Origin of the sequence: Vibrio tarriae (assembly GCF_002216685.1) — a bacterium.
GTDB lineage: Bacteria > Pseudomonadota > Gammaproteobacteria > Enterobacterales > Vibrionaceae > Vibrio > Vibrio tarriae.
Genome location: NZ_CP022353.1, coordinates 268,382 through 291,212, shown reverse-complemented (window position 1 = coordinate 291,212; position 22,831 = coordinate 268,382). Strand labels below are relative to the sequence as shown.

General features: G+C 49.5%; 18 protein-coding genes. 8 read left to right on the top strand and 10 right to left on the bottom strand.

Annotated features, from left to right (window positions below; genetic code table 11):
- The first annotated feature begins 51 nt into the window (after positions 1-51).
- The 5 genes from CEQ48_RS06910 to yacG all read left to right on the top strand — a co-directional run bounded on the left by CEQ48_RS06910 (position 52) and on the right by yacG (position 3,943).
- Positions 52-1,278 carry a type II secretion system F family protein gene (locus CEQ48_RS06910; RefSeq protein WP_089070732.1) on the top strand — a complete coding sequence of 409 codons (1,227 nt, stop codon included), beginning with the start codon at positions 52-54 and terminating at the stop codon, positions 1,276-1,278.
- A 57-nt stretch (positions 1,279-1,335) separates the two neighbouring features.
- A complete protein-coding gene (locus tag CEQ48_RS06905) occupies positions 1,336-2,211 on the top strand; it encodes a prepilin peptidase (protein ID WP_089070731.1) in 876 nt (291 codons plus the stop codon).
- Positions 2,208-2,816, top strand: coding sequence for a dephospho-CoA kinase (coaE, locus tag CEQ48_RS06900; protein ID WP_198301221.1), 609 nt, complete (start codon positions 2,208-2,210; stop codon positions 2,814-2,816). Before CEQ48_RS06905 ends, coaE begins: the two co-directional genes overlap by 4 nt.
- Positions 2,817-2,847: 31 nt before the next feature.
- The gene (zapD, locus tag CEQ48_RS06895) at positions 2,848-3,588 is read left to right on the top strand and encodes a cell division protein ZapD (protein WP_089070729.1); all 741 of its coding nucleotides are present in this window, start codon (positions 2,848-2,850) and stop codon (positions 3,586-3,588) included.
- A 157-nt stretch (positions 3,589-3,745) separates the two neighbouring features.
- Positions 3,746-3,943: a DNA gyrase inhibitor YacG gene (gene yacG, locus CEQ48_RS06890; protein ID WP_000162865.1), complete on the top strand. Its 198-nt coding sequence runs from the start codon at positions 3,746-3,748 to the stop codon at positions 3,941-3,943.
- 47 nt (positions 3,944-3,990) lie between these two features.
- Here the strand turns inward: yacG and parC are convergent, their stop codons facing one another.
- The 6 genes from parC to nudF form a co-directional block, all read right to left on the bottom strand.
- Complete coding sequence (gene parC / locus CEQ48_RS06885) at positions 3,991-6,276, bottom strand: DNA topoisomerase IV subunit A (RefSeq protein ID WP_089070728.1); 2,286 nt, start codon at positions 6,274-6,276, stop codon at positions 3,991-3,993.
- A gap of 3 nt (positions 6,277-6,279) precedes the next feature.
- Positions 6,280-8,160, bottom strand: a complete 1,881-nt coding sequence (gene parE, locus CEQ48_RS06880; RefSeq protein ID WP_000139794.1) for a DNA topoisomerase IV subunit B — start codon at positions 8,158-8,160, stop codon at positions 6,280-6,282.
- A 328-nt stretch (positions 8,161-8,488) separates the two neighbouring features.
- Positions 8,489-9,076 carry an esterase YqiA gene (gene yqiA / locus CEQ48_RS06875; protein ID WP_089070727.1) on the bottom strand — a complete coding sequence of 196 codons (588 nt, stop codon included), beginning with the start codon at positions 9,074-9,076 and terminating at the stop codon, positions 8,489-8,491.
- Between the two features lies 1 nt (position 9,077).
- On the bottom strand, positions 9,078-9,896 hold the full coding sequence (gene cpdA, locus CEQ48_RS06870; RefSeq protein WP_089070726.1) for a 3',5'-cyclic-AMP phosphodiesterase: 819 nt from the start codon (positions 9,894-9,896) through the stop codon (positions 9,078-9,080).
- A gap of 24 nt (positions 9,897-9,920) precedes the next feature.
- Positions 9,921-10,367, bottom strand: coding sequence for a DUF1249 family protein (locus CEQ48_RS06865; protein ID WP_089070725.1), 447 nt, complete (start codon positions 10,365-10,367; stop codon positions 9,921-9,923).
- A 6-nt stretch (positions 10,368-10,373) separates the two neighbouring features.
- Positions 10,374-11,000 (bottom strand): ADP-ribose diphosphatase, encoded by a 627-nt coding sequence (gene nudF / locus CEQ48_RS06860; RefSeq protein WP_001150034.1) that lies wholly within the window; start codon positions 10,998-11,000, stop codon positions 10,374-10,376.
- Between the two features lie 231 nt (positions 11,001-11,231).
- On the opposite strand from nudF, the gene tolC reads away from it, so the two are divergent.
- Positions 11,232-12,548 carry an outer membrane channel protein TolC gene (gene tolC / locus CEQ48_RS06855; RefSeq protein WP_089070724.1) on the top strand — a complete coding sequence of 439 codons (1,317 nt, stop codon included), beginning with the start codon at positions 11,232-11,234 and terminating at the stop codon, positions 12,546-12,548.
- A 104-nt stretch (positions 12,549-12,652) separates the two neighbouring features.
- On the opposite strand, the gene hldE is transcribed toward tolC, so the two are convergent.
- From hldE to CEQ48_RS06835, 4 genes are all read right to left on the bottom strand, one after another.
- A complete protein-coding gene (gene hldE, locus CEQ48_RS06850; protein WP_089070723.1) occupies positions 12,653-14,083 on the bottom strand; it encodes a bifunctional D-glycero-beta-D-manno-heptose-7-phosphate kinase/D-glycero-beta-D-manno-heptose 1-phosphate adenylyltransferase HldE in 1,431 nt (476 codons plus the stop codon).
- A gap of 63 nt (positions 14,084-14,146) precedes the next feature.
- Positions 14,147-16,993, bottom strand: a complete 2,847-nt coding sequence (gene glnE / locus CEQ48_RS06845) for a bifunctional [glutamate--ammonia ligase]-adenylyl-L-tyrosine phosphorylase/[glutamate--ammonia-ligase] adenylyltransferase (RefSeq protein ID WP_089070722.1) — start codon at positions 16,991-16,993, stop codon at positions 14,147-14,149.
- A 123-nt stretch (positions 16,994-17,116) separates the two neighbouring features.
- Entirely contained in the window at positions 17,117-18,373 is a 1,257-nt protein-coding gene (locus CEQ48_RS06840) for a methyl-accepting chemotaxis protein (protein ID WP_113599265.1), read from the bottom strand.
- Positions 18,374-18,857: 484 nt separating this feature from the next.
- Positions 18,858-20,375: a CYTH and CHAD domain-containing protein gene (locus CEQ48_RS06835; RefSeq protein ID WP_089070720.1), complete on the bottom strand. Its 1,518-nt coding sequence runs from the start codon at positions 20,373-20,375 to the stop codon at positions 18,858-18,860.
- Positions 20,376-20,580: 205 nt separating this feature from the next.
- Here CEQ48_RS06835 and CEQ48_RS06830 point away from each other — a divergent pair, with 205 nt between their 5' ends.
- On the top strand, positions 20,581-21,261 hold the full coding sequence (locus tag CEQ48_RS06830) for a TIGR00153 family protein (protein WP_005514779.1): 681 nt from the start codon (positions 20,581-20,583) through the stop codon (positions 21,259-21,261).
- 142 nt (positions 21,262-21,403) lie between these two features.
- Positions 21,404-22,666: an inorganic phosphate transporter gene (locus CEQ48_RS06825; protein WP_089070719.1), complete on the top strand. Its 1,263-nt coding sequence runs from the start codon at positions 21,404-21,406 to the stop codon at positions 22,664-22,666.
- Positions 22,667-22,831 lie beyond the last annotated feature (165 nt).

Here is a 22,831-nt window from a genome sequence, read left to right as displayed (position 1 = left end):
GATTTACTCAGTCACTTTTTTATTCACTAACCTGTCAGCACGAGCCGAAACATGAAAGCGACCCAAACCTTACCTTTGAAAAACTATCGCTGGAAAGGCATTAACAGCAACGGCAAAAAAGTCTCCGGCCAGATGCTCGCCATCACTGAAATCGAAGTGCGCGATAAGCTCAAAGATCAGCATATTCAGATCAAAAAACTCAAAAAAGGCAGTGTCTCTGTACTGGCGCGCTTAACCCATCGCGTCAAAGGCAAAGACATCACGATTTTGACTCGACAACTGGCAACCATGCTCACCACGGGCGTACCGATTGTGCAAGCTCTCAAGCTAGTGGGAGATAACCATCGCAAAGCCGAGATGAAATCGATCTTGGCACAAATCACTAAGGGCGTTGAAGCGGGTACACCACTTTCCAAGGCGATGCGCACGGCCAGCCCCCATTTTGATACCCTGTATGTCGATCTGGTCGAAACCGGAGAGATGTCCGGTAATTTGCCCGAAGTATTTGAGCGTTTGGCCACCTACCGCGAGAAAAGTGAACAGCTACGCGCCAAGGTGATTAAAGCGCTCATCTACCCTAGCATGGTGATGTTGGTGGCGCTCGGGGTTTCCTACTTAATGCTCACCATGGTGATCCCAGAGTTTGAAAGCATGTTCAAAGGTTTTGGTGCTGAATTGCCTTGGTTTACGCAACAAGTGCTTAAACTCTCACACTGGGTGCAGGCGTACAGTTTATGGGCACTTATCGCCATCACAGCGGCCATTTTTGGCCTGAAAGCACTGCGTAAAAACTCCTTCCAGATCCGTTTAAAAACCAGCCGCTTAGGGCTGAAATTTCCGATTATTGGCAATGTGCTCGCTAAGGCTTCCATTGCCAAATTCAGCCGCACTCTCGCCACCAGCTTTGCCGCGGGGATACCAATTCTCGCCAGTTTGAAAACCACGGCAAAAACCTCCGGCAATGTGCACTTTGAAACCGCGATTAATGAGGTGTACCGCGATACCGCGGCCGGTATGCCGATGTACATTGCCATGCGCAATACCGAAGCCTTTCCCGAAATGGTGCTGCAAATGGTGATGATCGGTGAAGAGTCAGGTCAACTGGACGATATGCTCAACAAGGTGGCGACCATTTATGAATTTGAAGTCGATAACACGGTCGATAACTTAGGCAAAATTCTTGAGCCGCTGATCATCGTCTTTCTTGGCGTAGTCGTGGGTGGTTTGGTAGTGGCGATGTACTTACCTATCTTTAACTTAATGAGTGTATTGGGTTAGTATGGCGACAAACGGCGTGCCCTTTGAGCGCGCCCTCATTTCGCTTAGAGCAAGATAATGGAACTGTTTTACTTCTACCCTTGGCTGTTTCCGGTGCTCGCCACGCTGTTTGGCTTGATTGTCGGTAGCTTTCTCAATGTGGTGATTTACCGCTTACCGAAAATCATGGAGCGTGAATGGCGCGCCGAGTGTGCTGCGAGTTTTCCTGAATATGGCATCACGCCACCAGAGGGTAAACTGACCCTCAGTTTGCCGCGTTCCACTTGCCCACATTGCCAAACGCCAATTCGCGTGATCGATAATATCCCGCTACTCAGTTGGCTGGTGCTACGCGGCAAATGCTCACACTGTAAAGCGCCAATCAGCGCTCGCTACCCCTTGATTGAGCTACTCACAGCCCTCATGAGCTTAGTGATTGCCACTCACTTTCCATTCGGTGTGTTTGCCGTGGCGCTGCTATTTTTCAGCTATATGTTGATTGCAGCGACCTTCATCGACTTCGATACCATGTTGCTGCCCGATCAATTAACGCTACCTTTACTGTGGGGGGGTATTGCACTAGCACTGCTTGGCTTTTCTCCGGTCTCACTCAGTGACTCCGTGATCGGCGCTATGGCGGGTTATCTCTCACTGTGGTCGATTTATTGGCTGTTTAAACTACTGACCGGCAAAGAAGGCATGGGCTATGGCGATTTCAAATTACTCGCGGCACTGGGCGCTTGGCTGGGTTGGCAGCTGTTGCCTGTTATCGTGCTGCTCTCATCGGTGGTTGGAGTGATTTTCGGTTTAATCCAACTGCGCCAGCAGAAAAAAGGCATCGAAATGGCCTTTCCGTTTGGCCCTTATCTCGCCATCGCTGGATGGTTTGCCTTACTGTGGGGCAATAAATTGATTGATTGGTACTTCACCACTTGGGTAGGACAACCGCTATGAGTTTTGTCGTGGCACTGACCGGCGGCATCGCCAGTGGCAAAACCACGGTCGCCAATCTGTTTCATGATCAGTTCGGCATCGATTTGGTTGATGCCGATGTGATAGCTCGTGACCTAGTGGCTCCCGAAACGGAAGGATTAAGAGCGATTGCCGCCCATTTTGGGCCAAGCGTGCTACAGGCCGATGGTTCACTCAATCGTGCCGCGCTGCGTGAACGCATCTTTGCTGGCTCTAATGAAAAAGCGTGGCTGAACCAACTGCTGCATCCGATGATCCGCCAAGGTATGCGCCAAGCGCTCACCCAAGCTACCTCACCTTACGCACTGTTGATTGTGCCCCTGTTGGTCGAGAACCAACTACAAACCATGGCCGATCGCGTGTTAGTGGTCGATGTGGATGAAAAAATACAGATTGAGCGCACCATGGCGCGCGATAAGGTATCACGCGAGCAAGCTCAGGCAATCCTTGCTGCGCAAGCCTCGCGCGCACAACGTTTGGCGATTGCTGATGATGTGCTCAAAAATGACGCAGAAAACCAGAAACTTTTGCCTCAAATCACACTATTGCACCAAAAGTATCTAGCCATGAGCAGGCAAAATTTGTGAGAATAAGCGCAAAGAATTCAAGGCTAGCTCAATGACCACGCACCAGTTTGAACACCCTCTCAATGAAAAAACGCGCATCTACCTGCGTGTCGAAGCGCTGCTCAACCAGATGGAGCGAGCGTCCACTTTCAGTGATGGGATTCAACATCAGCTCTTTTTTCGCTCACTGTTCGATATGCTTGAGATTTTTGAGCAAATTCAACTGAAAAGTGAACTGGCGAAAGATATGGAAAAACAGCGCTTAACCTATCGCAGTTGGCTTCATGTAGAAGGTGTGGATCAAGAGATGCTTAGTTCTCTTCTGGCCGAACTCGATGAAGTGCATCGGGATTTGATGAGTGCCGAGCGTTTTGGCCAATCACTCAAAGAAGATCGATTTCTCAGCGCGATTCGTCAGCGTTTTAATCTACCGGGTGGTTCTTGCTGCTTTGATCTGCCGGCGCTGCACTACTGGCTACATCTACCGCTGGATCGCAAAATGCGTGATGCCCAGCAGTGGATGCAAACCGTGACACCGCTTTCGAATGCACTCAAGCTGTGGCTTAAATTGACTCGAGAAACCGGCCACTACCGCTCACGCTTAGCAAGCAACGGTTTCTACCAAAGCGATGCGGAGGATGCCAATATCCTACGCCTTGCGATTCCGCTCGAATACGGTGTATACCCGATGATTTCTGGGCACAAAAACCGTTTTGCTATCAAGTTTATCGATTTTCACAGCGGGCAAGCCTGCACTCAAGATATCGCCTTTGATTTAGCGGTGTGCTGCTAAAACTCACGACATTTTCTCGAAACGACTTTTTCTCGAAACAATGTTGCGAACCAAAAATACATTATCAGCTTGGCTTTGATGAAGAGCATCCCCATACAACTTGGCATTGCCGGTTTTAAGGGGATAAGCCATTGCTGCTTTTCAATAGGACTGCGTTATGACCAAAAAACTCACCATAGTGAAATGCCCACAATGTGGCACCGATGTGGAATGGGGCGAACAGAGCCCACACCGCCCTTTTTGTAGTAAACAATGTCAAATGATTGATTTTGGCGAATGGGCAGATGAAGAGAAAGCCATTCCCGGCGCACCGGATATGTCCGACAGCGATGGCTGGTCAGAAGATCAGTATTAGTTCACGGGTTGAGAGTAAAGAAAGAGGAGCCAAATGGCTCCTCTTGTCTATTCGTCTTCCGAATGCGGGGTTGATTCTGGCTCCGCTGAGGTCTCAATCTCAATCGCGGTCACGCGTTGCAAGCCACGGGGCAACAAAGCACCACGGCGGCCGCGTTCACCACGGAAGTTATCCAGATCGCTCACCTTCAAGCCTAGCTTACGCTTACCCGCATACAGGGTAATGGATGCGCCTTGTGGTAATACCATCAGGCTTGACAGCACTTCCTCACGGGTTTTCGCTTTCGCCGCAGGAATATTGATGATCTTGTTACCCTTACCTTTGCTCAGTTGCGGCAGATCCTTAATCGGGAACAGCAACATTCGCCCTTGGTTAGTAATCGCAAGGATCTCATCGTTATCGAGATCGGCAATCACTTGTGGCGTCATCACTTCCGAGTTTTCCGGTAAGTTGATCAGCGCTTTACCACTGCGGTTTTTCGACAGCAGATCATCGCCTTTACACACAAAGCCGTAGCCGGCATCCGAGCCGACCAGCCAGAGCTGATCTTCTTCGCCCATCACAACCTGACGAATCGTGGTGCCTTCAGCTACGTTCAAACGTCCGGTAATCGGCTCACCTTGACCGCGCGCTGATGGCAGCGTGTGAGATTCTAGTGAGTAACTGCGGCCATCACTGCCCAAGAACACTGCTTGCTGGTTGCTCTTACCACAGGCATGGGTCAGGTAATTATCGCCCGCTTTGTAGTTCAGGCTCTGGCAATCCACATCATGACCTTTGGCGTGACGGATCCAGCCTTTTTCAGACAGCACGACGGTGATCGCTTCACTTGGCATCAAATCACGCTCAGTCAGCGCTTTGGCTTCTTCGCGCTCGACCAGTGGTGAACGGCGATCATCGCCAAACTTGTCGGCATCCGCTTTGATTTCTTTCTTAAGTAGATTGTTCAAGCGACGTTCAGAGCCGAGTAGCTCTTCCAGTTTTTTACGCTCTTTTTCCAGCTCATCTTGCTCACCGCGGATCTTCATCTCTTCCAGTTTCGCCAAGTGGCGTAACTTGGTATCTAAGATCGCATCAGCTTGAATATCCGTCAGGTTGAAACGCGCCATCAGCACCGCTTTTGGATCGTCTTCGGTACGGATGATCTCAATCACTTCATCAATATTGAGATAAGCGATCAGCAAACCTTGCAAAACGTGCAAACGAGCCAGCACTTTATCGAGGCGGTATTGCAGACGCGAGCGCACCGTTTCACGGCGGAAAGTGATCCACTCACTCAAGATTTGCACTAAACCTTTAACCTGAGGACGATTGTCGAGACCAATCATGTTCAGGTTAACGCGGAAGCTCTTTTCCAGATCCGTTGAGGCGAACAAGTGGTTCATCAGCAGATCGCAATCGACGCGATTTGAGCGCGGCACGATCACGATACGCGTTGGGTTCTCGTGGTCCGATTCATCGCGCAAATCTTCCACCATCGGCAGCTTCTTAGCGCGCATCTGCGCCGCAATCTGCTCCAACAGCTTCGCGCCAGAAACTTGATGCGGCAGCGCGGTGATCACGATGTCCGAACCTTCTTTGCACCACACAGCACGCATTCTTACACTGCCACGCCCCGAGCGGTAGATCTTCTCTAGCTCAATCGTTGGGGTGATGATTTCCGCTTCAGTCGGGAAATCTGGGCCTTTGACGTACTGCATTAAATCGGTCAGCGGCGCGTTAGGATTATCGATAAGGTGAATCGTCGCATCCGCCACTTCACGCACGTTGTGCGGTGGAATGTCGGTGGCCATACCTACCGCGATGCCGGTAACACCATTGAGCAGAATGTGCGGCAGACGCGCTGGTAACATTTTCGGCTCTTGCATGGTGCCGTCAAAGTTTGGCTGCCAATCTACGGTGCCTTGGCCTAATTCGCTAAGCAGAATCTCGGCAAACTTTGACAATTTGGCTTCGGTATAACGCATGGCCGCGAACGATTTCGGATCGTCCGGTGCACCCCAGTTACCCTGACCATCCACCAACGGATAGCGATAAGAGAATGGCTGCGCCATCAACACCATGGCTTCGTAACAGGCCGAATCGCCATGCGGATGGTATTTACCCAGTACATCACCCACGGTACGTGCTGATTTTTTGTATTTGGCCGATGCCGAGAGACCCAACTCAGACATCGCGTAGATGATGCGTCGTTGAACCGGTTTTAAGCCATCGCCAATGTAGGGCAAGGCACGGTCCATGATGACGTACATCGAATAGTTGAGATAAGCGTCTTCAGTAAATTTGCGCAGCGGCAGCTGTTCAACGCCATCAAAGCTGATTTCAGTAGACATTCGTTACACCTCTGCCATATCGCCGTTACGTTGCAGCCAAGCTCGGCGGTCATCCGCACGCTTTTTACCCAGCAGCATATCCATCATCTCGTCGGTCGCTTCTGCATCATCAATGGTCAGTTGCACCAAGCGGCGAGTGTTGGGATCCATCGTGGTTTCACGCAGTTGCAGCGGGTTCATTTCACCCAAGCCTTTAAAGCGTTGCACGTTCACTTTGGCTTTTTTCTGGCTCAGACGCTCTAACACGCCCTCTTTTTCCTGATCATCCAGTGCGTAGAACACCTCTTTACCACAGTCGATGCGGTAGAGCGGCGGCATGGCAACATAGACGTGACCAGCTTTCACCAGCGCGCGGAAATGACGTGTGAACAATGCGCACAACAAAGTTGCGATATGCAGACCATCCGAGTCCGCATCGGCAAGAATACAGACTTTGCCGTAACGTAGTGCTTCGAGGTTGTCATTGTCCGGGTCAATACCCAGTGCAACCGAGATGTCGTGTACTTCTTGTGAAGCCAATACCTGATCGGCAGAAACTTCCCACGTATTGAGGATTTTACCGCGCAGTGGCATTACCGCTTGGAATTCACGATCCCGCGCTTGCTTCGCCGAGCCACCCGCCGAATCCCCTTCCACCAAGAAGAGTTCGGTGCGGTTAAGGTCTTGCACTGTACAGTCGGTCAATTTACCCGGTAAGGCAGGGCCTGAAGCGATCTTCTTACGCACCACTTTCTTGCTGGCACGCATTCGGCTGTGCGCGTTGGCAATACAAACTTCGGCTAACTGCTCTGCCAGTTGCGGTTTCTCATTAAGCCACAAGCTGAAGGCATCTTTCACCACACCGGAGACAAACGCCGCCGATTGGCGTGAAGAGAGGCGCTCTTTGGTTTGGCCGGCAAACTGCGGATCTTGCATCTTGATCGACAGTACATAAGCACAGCGATCAAACACGTCCTCGCCCGTCAATTTGACCCCGCGTGGCAGCAGATTGCGGAACTCACAAAACTCGCGCATCGCATCCAGCAAGCCTTGGCGTAAACCGTTGACATGGGTACCACCTTGCGCGGTTGGGATCAGGTTAACGTAGCTTTCGGTGATCAGCTCGCCACCTTCGGGTAGCCAAATCACCGCCCACGTTGCCGCTTCGGTTTGCGCAGTAAACTCGCCCGTAAACGGCTCTTCCGGCAGTAAGGTATAACCTTTCACCCCTTCGGCCAGATAGTCTTTTAGGCCATCTTCGTACAACCAGCGGTGCTCGTTGTTATTCACCTTATCGGTAAAGATGATTTCTAAACCGGGGCAAAGTACCGCCTTGGCGCGCAAGTTATTAATCAGGCGCGATACGGAGAAATTCGGTGAGTCAAAGTATTTGGTGTCTGGCCAGAAATGCACGCTAGTACCGGTATTGCGACGGCCGCAAGTCCCCGTAACCGTCAGCTCAGTCACTTTATCGCCATGTTCAAAGGCAATTTCATACACTTGACCATCACGGCGTACCGCTACTTCTACCCGTTTGGAGAGCGCATTCACCACCGAAATACCCACCCCGTGCAAGCCACCGGAGAATTGGTAGTTTTTGTTGGAGAACTTACCACCGGCGTGCAGTTTGCACAGAATAAGCTCCACCCCTGAGACCTTCTCTTCAGGGTGAATATCGACGGGCATGCCTCGCCCGTCATCAATCACTTCGAGCGATTGATCGGCATGAAGAATTACCTGAATTTTGGAGGCGTATCCGGCCAGCGCTTCATCGACGGAGTTGTCGATCACTTCTTGCCCAAGGTGATTGGGGCGCGTGGTGTCGGTATACATTCCCGGTCTGCGACGCACTGGTTCTAAGCCATTGAGAACCTCAATGGCCCCAGCATTATATTGTTCAGTCATAATACGGAATGCTTTATTTGCTCAATGATTGGTAACTTTATCAGCGCCGTGTGAAAACCTGATTTTTCGTGCATAAATTGTGCGAAAAATCGCATTATTTCAGGTGTTCATTTCAGCAAGCTGAACGATGGGAGCGAGAGGACACTGATCAAGCAAGCTCGCGTTCTGCCCTTACACCGCCGCACAGCTGGCGCTAAAGTCTAAGGGCAACATAGTCTGGAAGCCGCCCTCTGATGTCAAGGGCACAGCGCAAGGATCAGGTAAATTTATGAGGCTTTGCGCAGCAAAACGCAGATTGAATCCGAAAACAACAAAAGTCAGTCATCAATCAAAGTTCAAGGAAGTGAATAATCTGCTCTGGGTAACGTTCAAAATCCACAAAACTGTGGTCACCGCCCTCTTCCACGGTCTGTTTAGCCGCTTGGTACTTCTCAACCGCTTGTCGATAATCCAGCACTTCATCGCCTTTTTGCTGCAGTAGCCAAAAATCGCTTGGCTGTTTCAGTACTGGCTTATCGAGCGCTTTCAACTCATCAATATGACACGCTTCGAGCACGTAATGCTCTTGAGTGTAAGGATTAACCTGCTCACCGAGAAAATCGGCTAATAACTCGTAAGGCTTCACAGCAGGATTGATCAGGACCGCGCGAAAGCCAAATTGGGCATTTAACCAAGTGGAGAGATAACCGCCTAATGAACTACCGACCAACCCGATCCGATATTGCGCGCGATATTGCTCCACGACAGACAACAGATGCTGCGCCGCTTGCGCTGGAAAGCTCGGTAACTTGGGCACCACGACTTTGATATCAGGCCTGTGCTGCTGACAATACTGCTGCATCACTTGCGCTTTGTGTGACAAAGGTGAGCTGTTAAAACCATGGATGTAGAGCAGCAAAGCAGGACGAGCAGTCATATCAGTATCCGTTCGAGTTAAAATCAGGTAAAAATCGGCCTTGTTTAAGTCGCTTCACTTGAGTACTGACTTGCCCATCCGCGTGGAGGGTTAATTCACGCCAGCCGGGTGAGCAGTTGTCTAACGCGAAATCTTGCGAATTTGGCTTAAACTGCACACAGGTCGAGGGGCTCGCCATCATGCGTGCTCCCAAATGAAGACGATCCATATCCTGATGCACATGGCCACACAAAATGGCTTTCACATTACTGTGCTTAGCGACAACATCCCAAAAACGCTCACTCTCTTTGAGTGTGTGTTGATCGAGCCAAGCGCTTCCCACCAAGAGCGGATGATGGTGCAGCAGCACTAAAGTGTGACGCTCTGGATGCTCGGTCAGCTTATTATCCAGCAGTTGTAACTGCTGCTCACTCAGTTTGCCATGCGGCACGCCAACCACTTGCGAATCAAGTAACACCACTTGCCAATGTTCCCCCAGCAGCACATGTTCAACGGCTTGAATTTGCTGAGTGGGCAGTACGCTGTGCATACTCGGTTTGTAATCATGATTACCAGGCAGCCAATAACACGCTTTTTGTAGCGGCTGAATACCGCGCACAAAGCGTTGATAAGACTCGGGTGTATGGTCTTGCGAAATATCCCCGGTGGCGAGAATGGCATCAAATTCGACCTGCTCTTCACCAATGGCCGCAACCACAGCCGCAAAGCTGTCAGCCGTATTCACACTGAGCAAGCTCCCCTCTTCCGTCGCGAACAAATGGGTGTCCGTGATCTGAATAAGCTTGATCGATGAATCCTCTGATTGAGACGACACTTTCAAAATCGGTAAACCTAACTCTGTTATTTATTGTGATAGGGTGATTGGACTGCGACTGATGCCATGCTTGAGGCAGAAAGTCAGCCAATCGCCTAAAAAGCGATTCAGTTGCGCTTTTTCATCGGGTTGCACCATGTTTTCGTTCGGATAATCATAGCGCGCTTGCACTCGACCTAACTGTTCACTACTGCAAACCTCGGCCACGCGAGCATCGTGGTACAGCCTGACAGACATGGTCGGCAATGGAAATACTGACAAGTCATCACTTTGACAGACCTCCAACAAAGTTGTGTACTTTGTGACCTCTAGCACTTGCAGTTGGTAGGTCATTTGAGCAGCTTGGTAACGACGCACCTCTCCGACCTCCGGCTGCGCAGGCAGCAGAGCATTCAGTTTGGCGTAGTTGGTCTCATATACCCGCATTAATTCAGGGAGATCAACATGATATGGTTTTTTAACTGTCAATTGACTCATTACTCGTTACTGCCATTGCTGTTGTAATGGCTGATAATTCAGCGCCAACCACTGTAAGGCAATGATTGATGCTCCATTTTCAATTCGCCCATCTTTGACCAATTGATACGCTTCAGTCCGACTCATCACATGCACTTTGATGTCCTCTCCTTCACAGTCTAAACCATGAATGCCACCCGCTTGTGAACAATCAACTTCACCTATAAAGACATCCAATTTTTCAGAACATCCCCCAGATGAAGGATAATAAGAGGTAATTTTTTCAATTCTACCTACGCTCAGCCCTGCTTCTTCTACCGCTTCACGGCGCACGACTTGTTCAGCACTCTCATCGGTATCAATCACTCCAGCGACAATTTCCAGTTGCCAGGGCTGTGCATGTTCTAGCGCACCGACGCGGATCTGTTCGATGATCACCACTTGGTCACGAATAGGATCGTACGGCAACATCGCTGCGGCATGACCACGTTCAAACATTTCCCGCTCGACAGGCTCACTCCAGCCTCCCGCAAAGCGTTTATGCTTAAAACGGTACTTCACCATGCGGAAAAAGCCTTTAAACAGTGTCTCCTTATTAAGGATTTCGACATCTTTCTTATTAAAAGAGACTGGCTGCTGATTCGCGTCTTGCATTCGTACCTCCTATTGATGAACTTTATAGTTTACTCGTGGAATTTGCCGACTACCAAGTGATGGCTCAACTTTTTATATAAAAATTATCTTATTTTTTAAGTGGCTCATAATTTTTATTGCACAGTTGGATAGTTAAGTGTAAAAAAGTGCAAAGTTTCGAGTGAATTACCATCAATTTGAGTTAAACTCTTGAGGAATAAATCCTTTCACATCACGTCAGGAATAGGACCGATGAAAAAACTGCTTCCATTATTTGTTAGTGCTGCGCTAGGCACACTAAGCTCTGCCGTTTGGGCAGAAAACCTGGCAGAGATTTATAACCAAGCAAAAGAAAATGACCCCCAATTACTCAGCGTAGCGGCTCAACGTGATGCTGCGTTTGAAGCGGTGACTTCTAGCCGTAGTGCCCTTTTACCACAAATTAATCTGACGGCGGGTTACAATATCAACCGTAGTGATCAAGACCCACGCGAAAGTGATCTTCTCTCTGCAGGCATCAACTTTTCACAAGAACTGTACCAGCGTTCTAGCTGGGTAAGCTTAGACACGGCAGAGAAAAAAGCCCGCCAAGCAGACTCTCAATATGCGGCAGCTCAACAAGCTTTGATCTTACGTGTCGCACAAGCTTACTTTGAAGTGCTCCGCGCTCAAGATAACCTTGAATTCGTACGCGCAGAAAAAGCCGCTGTGGGTCGCCAATTAGAGCAAACCAAACAACGCTTTGAAGTGGGGTTGTCAGCGATTACCGACGTACATGATGCGCAGGCACAGTTCGATGGCGTGTTAGCCGATGAAGTGTTGGCTGAAAATAGCCTCACCAATAGCTATGAAGCTTTGCGTGAAATTACGGGTCAGGAATACTCTAAGCTTTCAGTGCTCGATACCAAGCGTTTTGCCGCGAGTCGTACTACTGAATCGAGTGAAGCTTTGATCGAAAAAGCGCAACAGCAAAACTTGTCGCTGCTTGCCGCTCGTATCAGTCAAGATGTCGCACGTGACAACATTTCGCTTGCTAGCTCTGGCCACCTGCCATCACTAACCTTAGATGGTGGCTACAACTATGGCAACAATAGCAACGACAATGCTAAAAACACTTCAGGTGAAGAGTACAACGATTTCAAAATCGGTGTGAATCTGTCGGTTCCTTTGTACACGGGTGGCAACACCACGTCACTGACCAAGCAGGCTGAATTTGCTTATGTAGCCGCCAGCCAAGATCTGGAAGCCGCTTACCGCTCAGTGGTTAAAGATGTACGTGCGTACAACAACAACATCAACGCTTCGATTGGTGCATTGCGTGCTTATGAGCAGGCAGTGATTTCTGCGAAGTCAGCACTGGAAGCGACCGAAGCAGGTTTTGATGTTGGTACGCGTACCATTGTCGATGTACTCGATGCCACACGTCGTCTGTATGATGCGAACAAGAACCTATCGAATGCTCGCTATGACTACATTCTCAGTGTGCTGCAACTGCGCCAAGCGATTGGTACTCTGAGCGAGCAAGACATAATGGACATCAACTCCGGCCTAAAAGTCGCGAAGAAGTAATCCATCTGTTTTGAGCTGTATGAAATAGTAAAGGGGCCACTTGGCCCCTTTTGCTACGCTTTATTTAAGTAATTGATAAATAAAATATTTATTGTAATACAGAATTAACCACGACCACCTTTGATCGCTTCGATGATTTCCGTGGTTGAGCAGCCTTCTTCAAAGTTCAATACTTTTACTTCACCACCCGCAGCAATCACTTCTTTGCCACCGGCAATCTCTTCCGGTTTATAATCACCACCTTTCACCAGTAGGTTTGGCAATACGGCTGCGATCAAACGCTGTGGCGTATCTTCGCTAAATGGCACGACCCAGTCCACCGCGCCAAGACCGGCCAATACCGCCATACGACGATCGGTACTATTGACCGGACGGCCAGGGCCTTTCAAGCGTTTCACCGATTCATCGGTGTTCACCGCAACGATTAAGCGATCGCCAAGCTCTGCTGCATGGTTAAGGTATGAAACATGGCCGGCGTGCAAAATATCAAAGCAGCCGTTGGTCATCACCACTTTTTCGCCACGCGCTTGCGCTTTTTTCACCGCTTCAATCAGAGCATCTTCGCTGATCACGCCATAGTCGGTGTCTCTGCTACCGTGCACGGCTTCCGCCAATTCAATGGTAGAAACGGTGGATGTTCCGAGTTTACCGACCACCACACCGGCAGCGGCGTTGGCAAGCGCACAGGCTTCATCCAGCGCTTTGCCTGCCGCAACCGACGCAGCAAGCACAGAAATCACCGTATCGCCCGCGCCCGTCACGTCATACACTTCTTGGGCTTGGGTGGGTAAATGGAAAGGTTCCAGTCCACGGCGCAGCAGAGTCATACCGTGTTCGCTACGAGTCACCAGTAATGCACCGAGGTCGAACTTTTCAATCAGGGCAAAACCTTTTTCAACCAGCTCTTGCTCAGATTTGACTTTGCCGACCACAGCTTCAAATTCAGACATGTTTGGCGTAAGCAGCGATGCACCGCGATAGCGTTCAAAGTCGCTGCCCTTAGGATCGATAAACACAGGTACACCAGCCGCCTTGGCTTTCTGAATAAACTGCTGTACGTGCTCTAACGCACCTTTCGCGTAGTCAGACAGGATCACCGCGCGCACTTTAGGTAGCGCACTCTCCATGCGAGATAAGATAAGCTGCGCATCCGTATTTTCGAATTTGTCTTCAAAATCGAGACGGATCAACTGCTGACCGCGGCTCAATACACGCAATTTAGTGATGGTCGGGTAATCCGGCAGCGCCACAAAATCACAATGGACTTTCAGTGAGGTGAGCTTGTTGGCAAGCACATTCGCCGGCTCATCTTGCCCTGTCAGGCCAATGATGTGCGCGTGACCACCTAAAGAAGCGATGTTCATCGCAACGTTAGCGGCACCGCCCGGACGCTCTTCACTCTGCTCTACTTTCACTACAGGTACTGGTGCTTCCGGTGAGATACGTCCCGTTGGGCCATACCAGTAACGGTCAAGCATGACATCACCGACAATTAACACACCCGCTTTGCTGTAGTCAGGTAGCACTGGTTTCATTCTCAATCTCCAATATTCAGATTGGGGCGGAGTTTATCACAGCCGCCAAGGTGGCAGAAGTGCTCAACCGAGCCACTGCTGCCAAGCTTGTATCACTTGTTCACGTTCAACCACAAATTGTGAATCTCGCACATCGGCCGATTGATTGAGTAAATTACGGCGATGAATCTGGTCACGCATACTGGTGTAGGCATGAGTCAGAGCCTGCGCTTGCGACTCGCTCATCACTTGATGGTTCATCAAGGATTCAAAAATGCGTACGTTATCCGACCAACGCGTTAACTTAGGTTGTTGATGACTAAAGCGTAAGACCAGATATTGCGCTAAAAATTCAATATCGGTGATCCCGCCTTCATCTTGCTTGAGCATAAAGCGCCCCGCTTTTTTACCGCCGAGATGATCACGCATTTTGATCCGCATCTCGACCACTTCTTGTTTAAGCTTGTGCTCCTCTCGGGGCAAACAGAGAATCTGATGCCGTGTGTTGGCAAACGCTTGTTGCAGCGGCGCATCACCATAGATCATCCGCGCGCGAACTAGGGCTTGATGCTCCCAAGTCCACGCTTCTTGACGCTGATATTCATCAAAGGCATCGGTTGGACTCACGAGCAAGCCTGATGCACCAGAGGGGCGCAGTCTGGTATCGACTTCATACAAAATACCCGAGGCTGTGCGGGTAGAGAAAATATGGATGATGCGCTGCGCTAAACGTAGATAGAACTGGCGGCCATCAATGCTTTTCTCGCCATCCGTGTTCACCTCAACTGGGCAGTCGTGCATAAATACGATGTCGAGGTCGGAGTTATACCCCAGCTCCCAGCCTCCGACTTTGCCATAGCCCACCACCGCAAAACCTCGGCCATCACGATCTTTGAGATGAGTAGGTTCGCCGTATTTACTGCTCACTTGCAACCAAGCTTGACTCACGACCGCTTCAACAATCGCTTCGGCAAGATAGGTTAAGTGGTCACTCACTTTCATCACCGGAAGCACGCCAGCGATATCCGCTGCGGCAATGCGCAGGATAGAGATCTGCTTAAATTGGCGCAGCCCTTCCATCTGCTGCTCCATATCTTCTTCTGGAATGCGCGCCAGAAAATCCCGCAGCTCGGTTTGATAAGACTCCAATGGAATTGGGTTATACAGATGCTGTGGATCAATCAGCTCATCAAGCAAGATAGGATAACGCGCGAGCTGCTCAGAAATCATTGGGCTAGCGGTACACAAGCGCACCAATTGCACCAAAGCAGCAGGATGCTCATCGAGCAGTTCAAGGTAAGTGGTGCGTGTGGCGATACTGTGCAGCAATGCCAATACACGCGACAAACCAAATTCTGCATCGGGATGAGCAAACACGGCCTGATACACTTTCGGCATTAACCGATTAAGCACCTCGCGCCCACGCGGGCCAATGGTGCGTTTCGCCAGATCATCTTTAAATTGATTGATGGTGCGAATTTGCTCACCCGCTTCGCTCAACCCAAGATCCTGCTCAATGATGTGTTCAATCACTTCCGGTTTATGCGCCATATCCCACAGCTCATGGAAATGACGAGCTACCGTGTGCTCCTCTTCTTCATCTTCTTCGCCAATCAAGGTGGCAAACACGCGATGCACGCGCTGCATGTGTTCGCTCACCTCACGCTGTAAACTTGGCCAGTCGGCCAATCCGATTGCGATCGAAAGGCGCAGTTGATCGTCTTCTTTATCCGGTAACGTTTGGGTTTGCTTATCGGCCATCGCTTGCAGCAAGTTTTCTAAGCGGCGCAAAAAGCGGTAAGCATCACGCAAATCTTGCACTTGTTCGCGCGTTAGCAGTTCAAGCTCCGCAATCGCATCCAAGGTTTCTAGCAAGCCGCGTTTGCGCAGGCTTGGCTCGCGGCCACCGCGGATCAATTGGAACACTTGCGCAATAAATTCCACTTCACGAATGCCGCCCGCACCGAGCTTGATGTTGTTACTCAAACCACGGCGGCGCACTTCGCTGCTGATCATGGATTTCATTCGGCGTAGGGATTGGATCGCGCTGAAGTCGATGTAGCGTCGAAACACAAACGGGCGCAGCATCTGGCGCAACTCTTGGTATTGCGGGTACATTTCTCGCCCCATCACTCGCGCTTTGATCATCGCGTAGCGTTCCCAGTCACGCCCCTGCTCTTGGTAGTAATCCTCTAATGCGGCATAACTCATCGCGAGTGGGCCGCTGTCACCAAACGGGCGCAAGCGCATATCCACTCGGTAACAAAAACCATCCGGTGTGGATTGGTCCAGTAGCTTGATCAAGCGCTGACCTAAGCGTGTGAAAAATTGCGCATTGGCAATCGAGCGGCGCGCGCCTTGCGTCTCGCCATTTTCAGGATAAGTAAAAATCAGATCGATATCGGAGGAGAAGTTGAGCTCACCGCCACCGAGTTTGCCCATACCTATGATCAACATGGGCTGCGCTTCCCCTTGCGCATTGCAAGGTGTGCCCATTTCAAGACAACAGCGTTGATAGAGCCATTGATAGCTTTCAAAGATCAGTGCTTCCGCCAGTTGGGAAAGGTGAGAAAGGCTCTCTTCCAAGGTCCAACTCGCACAAAAATCCCGCCATGCGATATACACCATCTCTTGGTTACGAAACTGGCGTAAACGCTTCTGCGCGACCGCTTCATCCTGACACTCGGCCAACCACTGCGCTAATTCACTGCGATAATATTGTTCACGGCTTGGCTCGGCTAATAACGAGGGGAGCACCTGACACAGTTGGTCATCACGCTGCAAGGTTTGGGCTACAAACTGGCTTAAACCGAGCACATAGCGCAATTGACTCAGTACAGGCGAAGGCCAGTTGGCGATGTGTGGATGTTCAGAAATCAGTGATTGATAATGCAATTCGGCGGTCGGCAAAAGCGCGCTGGGCAGTGACATGATGCTTCCTTGTCTTTGAATGTTCACTAGTTATATCGCAAACTCTGGCGGAAAAAAAACGCCCACAGAGCAGTTGTGGGCGCTTGACGAATAATTTTTTGCGGTTTTGCTCAATAACTCGGCTTACACGCGAAATGCGGTAATTTTTCTATCCAGCTCTTCAGCGTTACTTTGCATGATTTCTGAGGTTTCGAGCAGCTCAGTCATCACGGTGACCGAACCTTCCACCAACTCACGCACATTGTTGAGGTTTTCGTTCATCTCTTCGGCCACATTACTTTGCTGGCCTGCTGCCGCGGCAATTTGGAAGTTCATATCATTGAGTAATTGAACCTGATTAACGATGCCATCCAACTCGCTGCCAGCGTTGGTAATCAGCTCTACTCCATCCGCGGCTTGCACTACACTTTTTTCCATCAGTTCGACAGCGACATTAGCACCGGCTTGCAGTTGTGAAATCATCTCTTGAATTTCAACAGTCGCGTTTTGCGTACGCTGCGCCAAGTTACGCACTTCATCAGCAACCACCGCGAAACCGCGCCCCGCATCCCCTGCACGCGCCGCTTCAATCGCTGCATTCAGCGCCAGCAAGTTGGTTTGTTCTGAAATACCTCGAATTGTGCCCACAACACTACTGATTGACACCACACGCTCTTCAACTTGGTTTACCGCATTAGCCGAAGCACTGATATCTTTTGAAAGCTCATTCATTTTATGAATGGTGCTTTTCACAAACTGCTGACCCGTTTTCGCTTGCTGGGAAGTATTTTCGGTTAAGGAAGAGGCCTTCAGCGCATGTTCCGCTACCGTTTGAACCGTTGACGACATTTCACTCATCGCCGTCGCCAATTGGTCAATTTCGTTGAACTCTTCTTGCGCTGAATCTTTGGTCTCCGACATACTCATCGCCATCACTTCGGTGAGTGAGGTCAACTCTTGCGAAGCATCAATTTGCAGCTTGATCAGGTCTTGTAGCTGGCGGCGGGTTTTCTCAAGCTCGCGTGCTACATCCCCATACTCATCTTTACAATCCATAATGATCGGCTCTGAGAGATTACGCTGCGCCATCAGTTTGATCACATCATTTAGATATTGGGTTTGGCGCAACATCACACGCGCAGCAAACAGCAACAACACCACAAACACCACAATCAACAGTAAGGTTTGCCAGAACACTTGCACCAAATAGTTATCGTAGTGCTGCTGTGCGACTTCCACACTATGGGTGGCAGCCAACAAGGATTGGTAAAAAGTATGCGCATCCCAGAGTTGCTTGCCAATGATCAACACCGTGCTGAATACCATCAGCATCACCATTTTCGGGACGAGACGAACATCTGTGATTACCCGCTCCCACGGCTTAAACGACATCGTTGCCATTGTCAGTTCTCCATTCTTGTTGATTGCCACTGAGTGAGGATGCAAAAGATCCGCAACCTATTATTTCGAGCCTCGTATGAAAGCCGATAATATCAAAAATGAAACAAAACCCATCAGTTTGTTATCGCTAATTCTCTTATTCATCACGCTATTTGTGATCTTTGACTTATACCCAAATGACTTGGAGTTGCAGGTAGGCATCAAGTGAGTTCATATCAATGGGCATAGACAGACTATGTGATTGGGATGAACAAACGTAGCCAACACCACCGCAGCTTCAAGTAGGAAGGGGATATTATCTCTATCCATCACTCATCAAACTCACTATGTGTTATCGGCATAAACTGGCGTATCTAGAGTCTTTTCTCGCGATAACGAGATGTGGGCATGCATAGTGAAAGCTCACCAAGATGGGGATACACGATAAAAAGAAAAGGGAAGCACCCGCCTCCCTTATTTATCTATATCAATGCGTTAGCCAGAGCTACTCACGCCAATACGGATGCGCTTCAACACCCATAGTGCGGCTTTGCTCCATCGCATGCAAAATGGAGTTCTCTTGACGAATCAGCCAACGTTTCAGTTGATCTTGCTCTTCACCTTGTAGCAGATCCACCAAACGCTCTAATGGTTTGAGGCGCAATAAATCATCAATACCGTGCAACAAATCCGCCCACGGCATCCGAAATGCCTGACGGTTTTCCGCATCGTACAAGCTCGCAAAACTCACCCCAGTGTAGAGGTTACGCATTAAGCGATACTGCTGATCGAGGTATTCTTGTACGGTTAAGGTTTTACCCGGAGGGAAAGCTTCCATCAACTCCGCCCATGTGCGGTCAAGTTGTTTTACGGAAAACGCCTCCAGAGGCTGGGCCATTTTTTCGCGTGATTTGTCATCTAAAAACGGCTGCCAACCACGTGTCAGCACCCAACGACTTAGATCCAGTAACAAGCCGGTATAACGGGCACTGCTCAGTAAACGCAATGTATCTTCACGCTGTGGCAGACTCTCTTGCAAGGTTTTCAAAGCGGTGACTAAAAACTTACGCGCATCCAGTTTACGCAGCGCGTAACCTTTGTCTTCTTGCAGGCTTTCCAGATATTCAAACTCTTTCAGCCATTGTAATTCTTGCTCTAACCATTTGAGTTCTTGGCGCAAAATTGCGCTGGCGCGGCGCGGAATGATGCCGCCGTAGACGGAAAGCAGTTGGCGCAGGTAACTCACCGCATGACGAATTTCGTGCAATGCCGCGACGTTTTCACGTTCGGTATAGATTTGCTCATGGTAATGCCAGTGTGCCAACGCATGTTCCAACGCACGGATAAAGCAAGACTCTGCGGTGTCATTTTTATCGACACTGACCAATGCCATGGGTTGGATTTCATCACCCGAATAATTGGCGGCGAGGCGATAGCCACGAGCTGCTTTGCTAAGATTCCCTAAGCGCATACCGCCATGCTCACAGAGCTGGCGCGCTAAGGTAAACAGTGCATCGGTTTGACCGGATTTCAGTTCCAGTTCCACTTCACAGATCGGCTCTTGGCGATCGCCTGCCACTACAAGACCTTGGTCAAAGGCGACTTCGACTTGGCTACCATCGGCCATGCTAATCAGCCACTGCTCACGGGTGAAATTGGTCGAAAAGAGCGGCATGAGTTCGGCTTGTAGCTGAGCCAGCTCTTTTCCTTGCGGCCAGATATCGGCAGGATGCAACGAAAGATCGGGCTCATTACTGTGATGTTCAGCATTGAACTCCGGACGCTGATGTAGACCGGCGACCACACGACCTGCGGTTTTCACCGTTTGAACATACACCTCATCAAAACGACGAATGCGCAGTCCAATATCATGCTGACGCAACCAGTTATCGGGGGTATCAAAGTATGTGTTTCCTAACTCCCGACAGCTGTGCTGAAGAACTTTGGTTTCAGAAATCTTCGCGCGTAAGATGGTTGAAAAATCTGGAGAAACAAAAAACTTCAGTTCTATCTCGGTTTCCATAGTTATCCCTTTCGATGCAGATGCCGACAGGATATTGCCTTATAGACACCGGAGCAAGAGAGAAATATCGGCCCAATCATGATCTAAAACAGTTTTATTGCGACAGTGTTTGGGTTAACATGCGCGCCTTTATAGCCAACGCTCAACATTTCATCATAATATGGTGTATGTTATTTCAAGGTTATAGTTATTAGGTTGAATGACCATGCCAGTAAATACAATCATGGGGTTATTTGCAAAGTCCCCGATTAAGCCTTTGCAACGCCACGTTGTGTGTGTGAATGAATGCTGCTCTCATCTGATCAATTTCTTTGAAGTCTGTAACAAGGGTGATTGGGAAAAAGCAGGTGAAATTCGTGCACAGATTTCTCATCTTGAGAAAGAAGCTGACGTGTTAAAACGTGAAATTCGTCTTAAACTTCCTCGCGGTTTGTTCATGCCTGTTGATCGTAGTGACATGCTTGAGCTTCTCACTCAACAGGACAAACTCGCAAACCTAGCCAAAGACATTGCAGGCCGTGTATATGGTCGACAACTTGTTATCCCTGAGCCTCTCCAAGAAAACTTCATTGCTTACGTTAAACGTTGTTTAGACGCGGCTAACCAAGCGCAGAATGTGATCAACGAGCTCGACGAGTTATTGGAAACAGGATTCAAAGGTCGTGAGGTAACCCTCGTGGCTGAAATGATCCATCAACTGGATGTGATTGAAGATGACACCGATTCTATGCAGATTCGCCTACGCCAACAATTGATGGCTATCGAATCGAAAATGAATCCAATTGATGTCATGTTCTTGTACAAAATTCTGGAATGGGTGGGCGGTATTGCCGACCAAGCGCAGCGCGTTGGTGCTCGCTTAGAGCTTATGCTTTCTCGTTCTTAAATTTAAAAGTTAACCAAATAACGAAGAGCAACCACACTATGACGACCCGCTAGGCGATGAGTATTTTCTACGCTGAAGGTCGTCATCTGCGTCAAAAACAAGCTTAGGTTGCTCCGCTTGTTATCAACAACTAGGTATTACGATGGAAATCCTTGCGAACTACGGCACCGTCTTGATTATTGTGGCAGCTGTCTTCGGTTTCTTGATGGCGATTGGTATTGGTGCGAACGATGTCGCCAATGCAATGGGCACTTCAGTAGGTTCAAAAGCACTCACCGTTAAACAAGCCATTATTATTGCGATGATTTTTGAATTCGCAGGCGCTTACTTAGCCGGTGGTGAAGTGACAGAAACGATCCGCAATGGGGTGATTGAAACCTCTCTCTTCGCAGATAAACCCGATGTTCTGATTTACGGCATGATGTCAGCGCTTCTTGCCGCTGGCACTTGGTTGCTGGTGGCCTCTTACATGGGCTGGCCAGTGTCTACTACTCACTCTATCATCGGTGCAATCATCGGTTTCGCGTGCGTTTCTGTCGGCACAGAAGCAGTTGATTGGAGCTCCGTACAAGGGATTGTGGGTAGCTGGATTATCACTCCGGTGATTTCAGGCTTCTTTGCCTACCTTATCTTTGTCAGCGCACAAAGCCTCATTTTTGATACGGAAAAACCGCTGATCAACGCTAAGCGCTTCGTACCTGTATACATGTTCATCACCACTATGGTGATTGCTCTGGTAACCATCAAGAAAGGCCTCAAACACGTAGGATTGCATCTAACGACTCCAGAGGCTTGGATGTGGTCTGCTGTAGTTTCTGCCATCGTGATGGTTGGCGGCTACCTATACATTCAGAAGAAATTTGCTAATCGCGATGAAGACCACGGTTTCGCTGGTGTAGAAAGCATTTTTAGCACACTGATGGTGATTACCGCATGTGCCATGGCTTTTGCTCACGGCTCAAACGACGTAGCGAACGCGATTGGTCCATTGTCAGCAGTAGTTTCAACCGTTGAACACATGGGTGAAGTGGCCGCGAAAAGCTCTATCGCATGGTGGATTCTTCCTCTGGGTGGTTTCGGTATCGTGGTTGGTCTGGCAACACTAGGTCACAAAGTAATGGCCACTATCGGTACTGGCATTACTGAACTGACCCCAAGCCGTGGTTTTGCTGCTCAGCTTGCAACCGCTTCGACTGTAGTACTGGCCTCAGGTACTGGTCTACCAATTTCAACCACGCAAACTCTGGTTGGTGCGGTACTGGGTGTCGGTTTCGCACGTGGTATTGCTGCACTGAACTTAGGTGTGGTGCGTAACATTGTCGCCTCTTGGGTAGTCACTCTGCCTGCTGGCGCACTCTTAGCCGTGGTTTTCTTCTACGCGATTCAAGCCGTGTTTGTCGGCTAAGCCGCAGTAAACTCAGCGTTAGCGAACTGTCATTATTGACTCAAACGCACAGAAAGGGAGGCTTAGCCTCCCTTCTTTGTTGCAGCGCTTGCTAAAACTGCATACTATTTGCCACAAACTTTATGAAGCTTATCGCCAAATCTATCTTTAAATTAAGGGATTTAC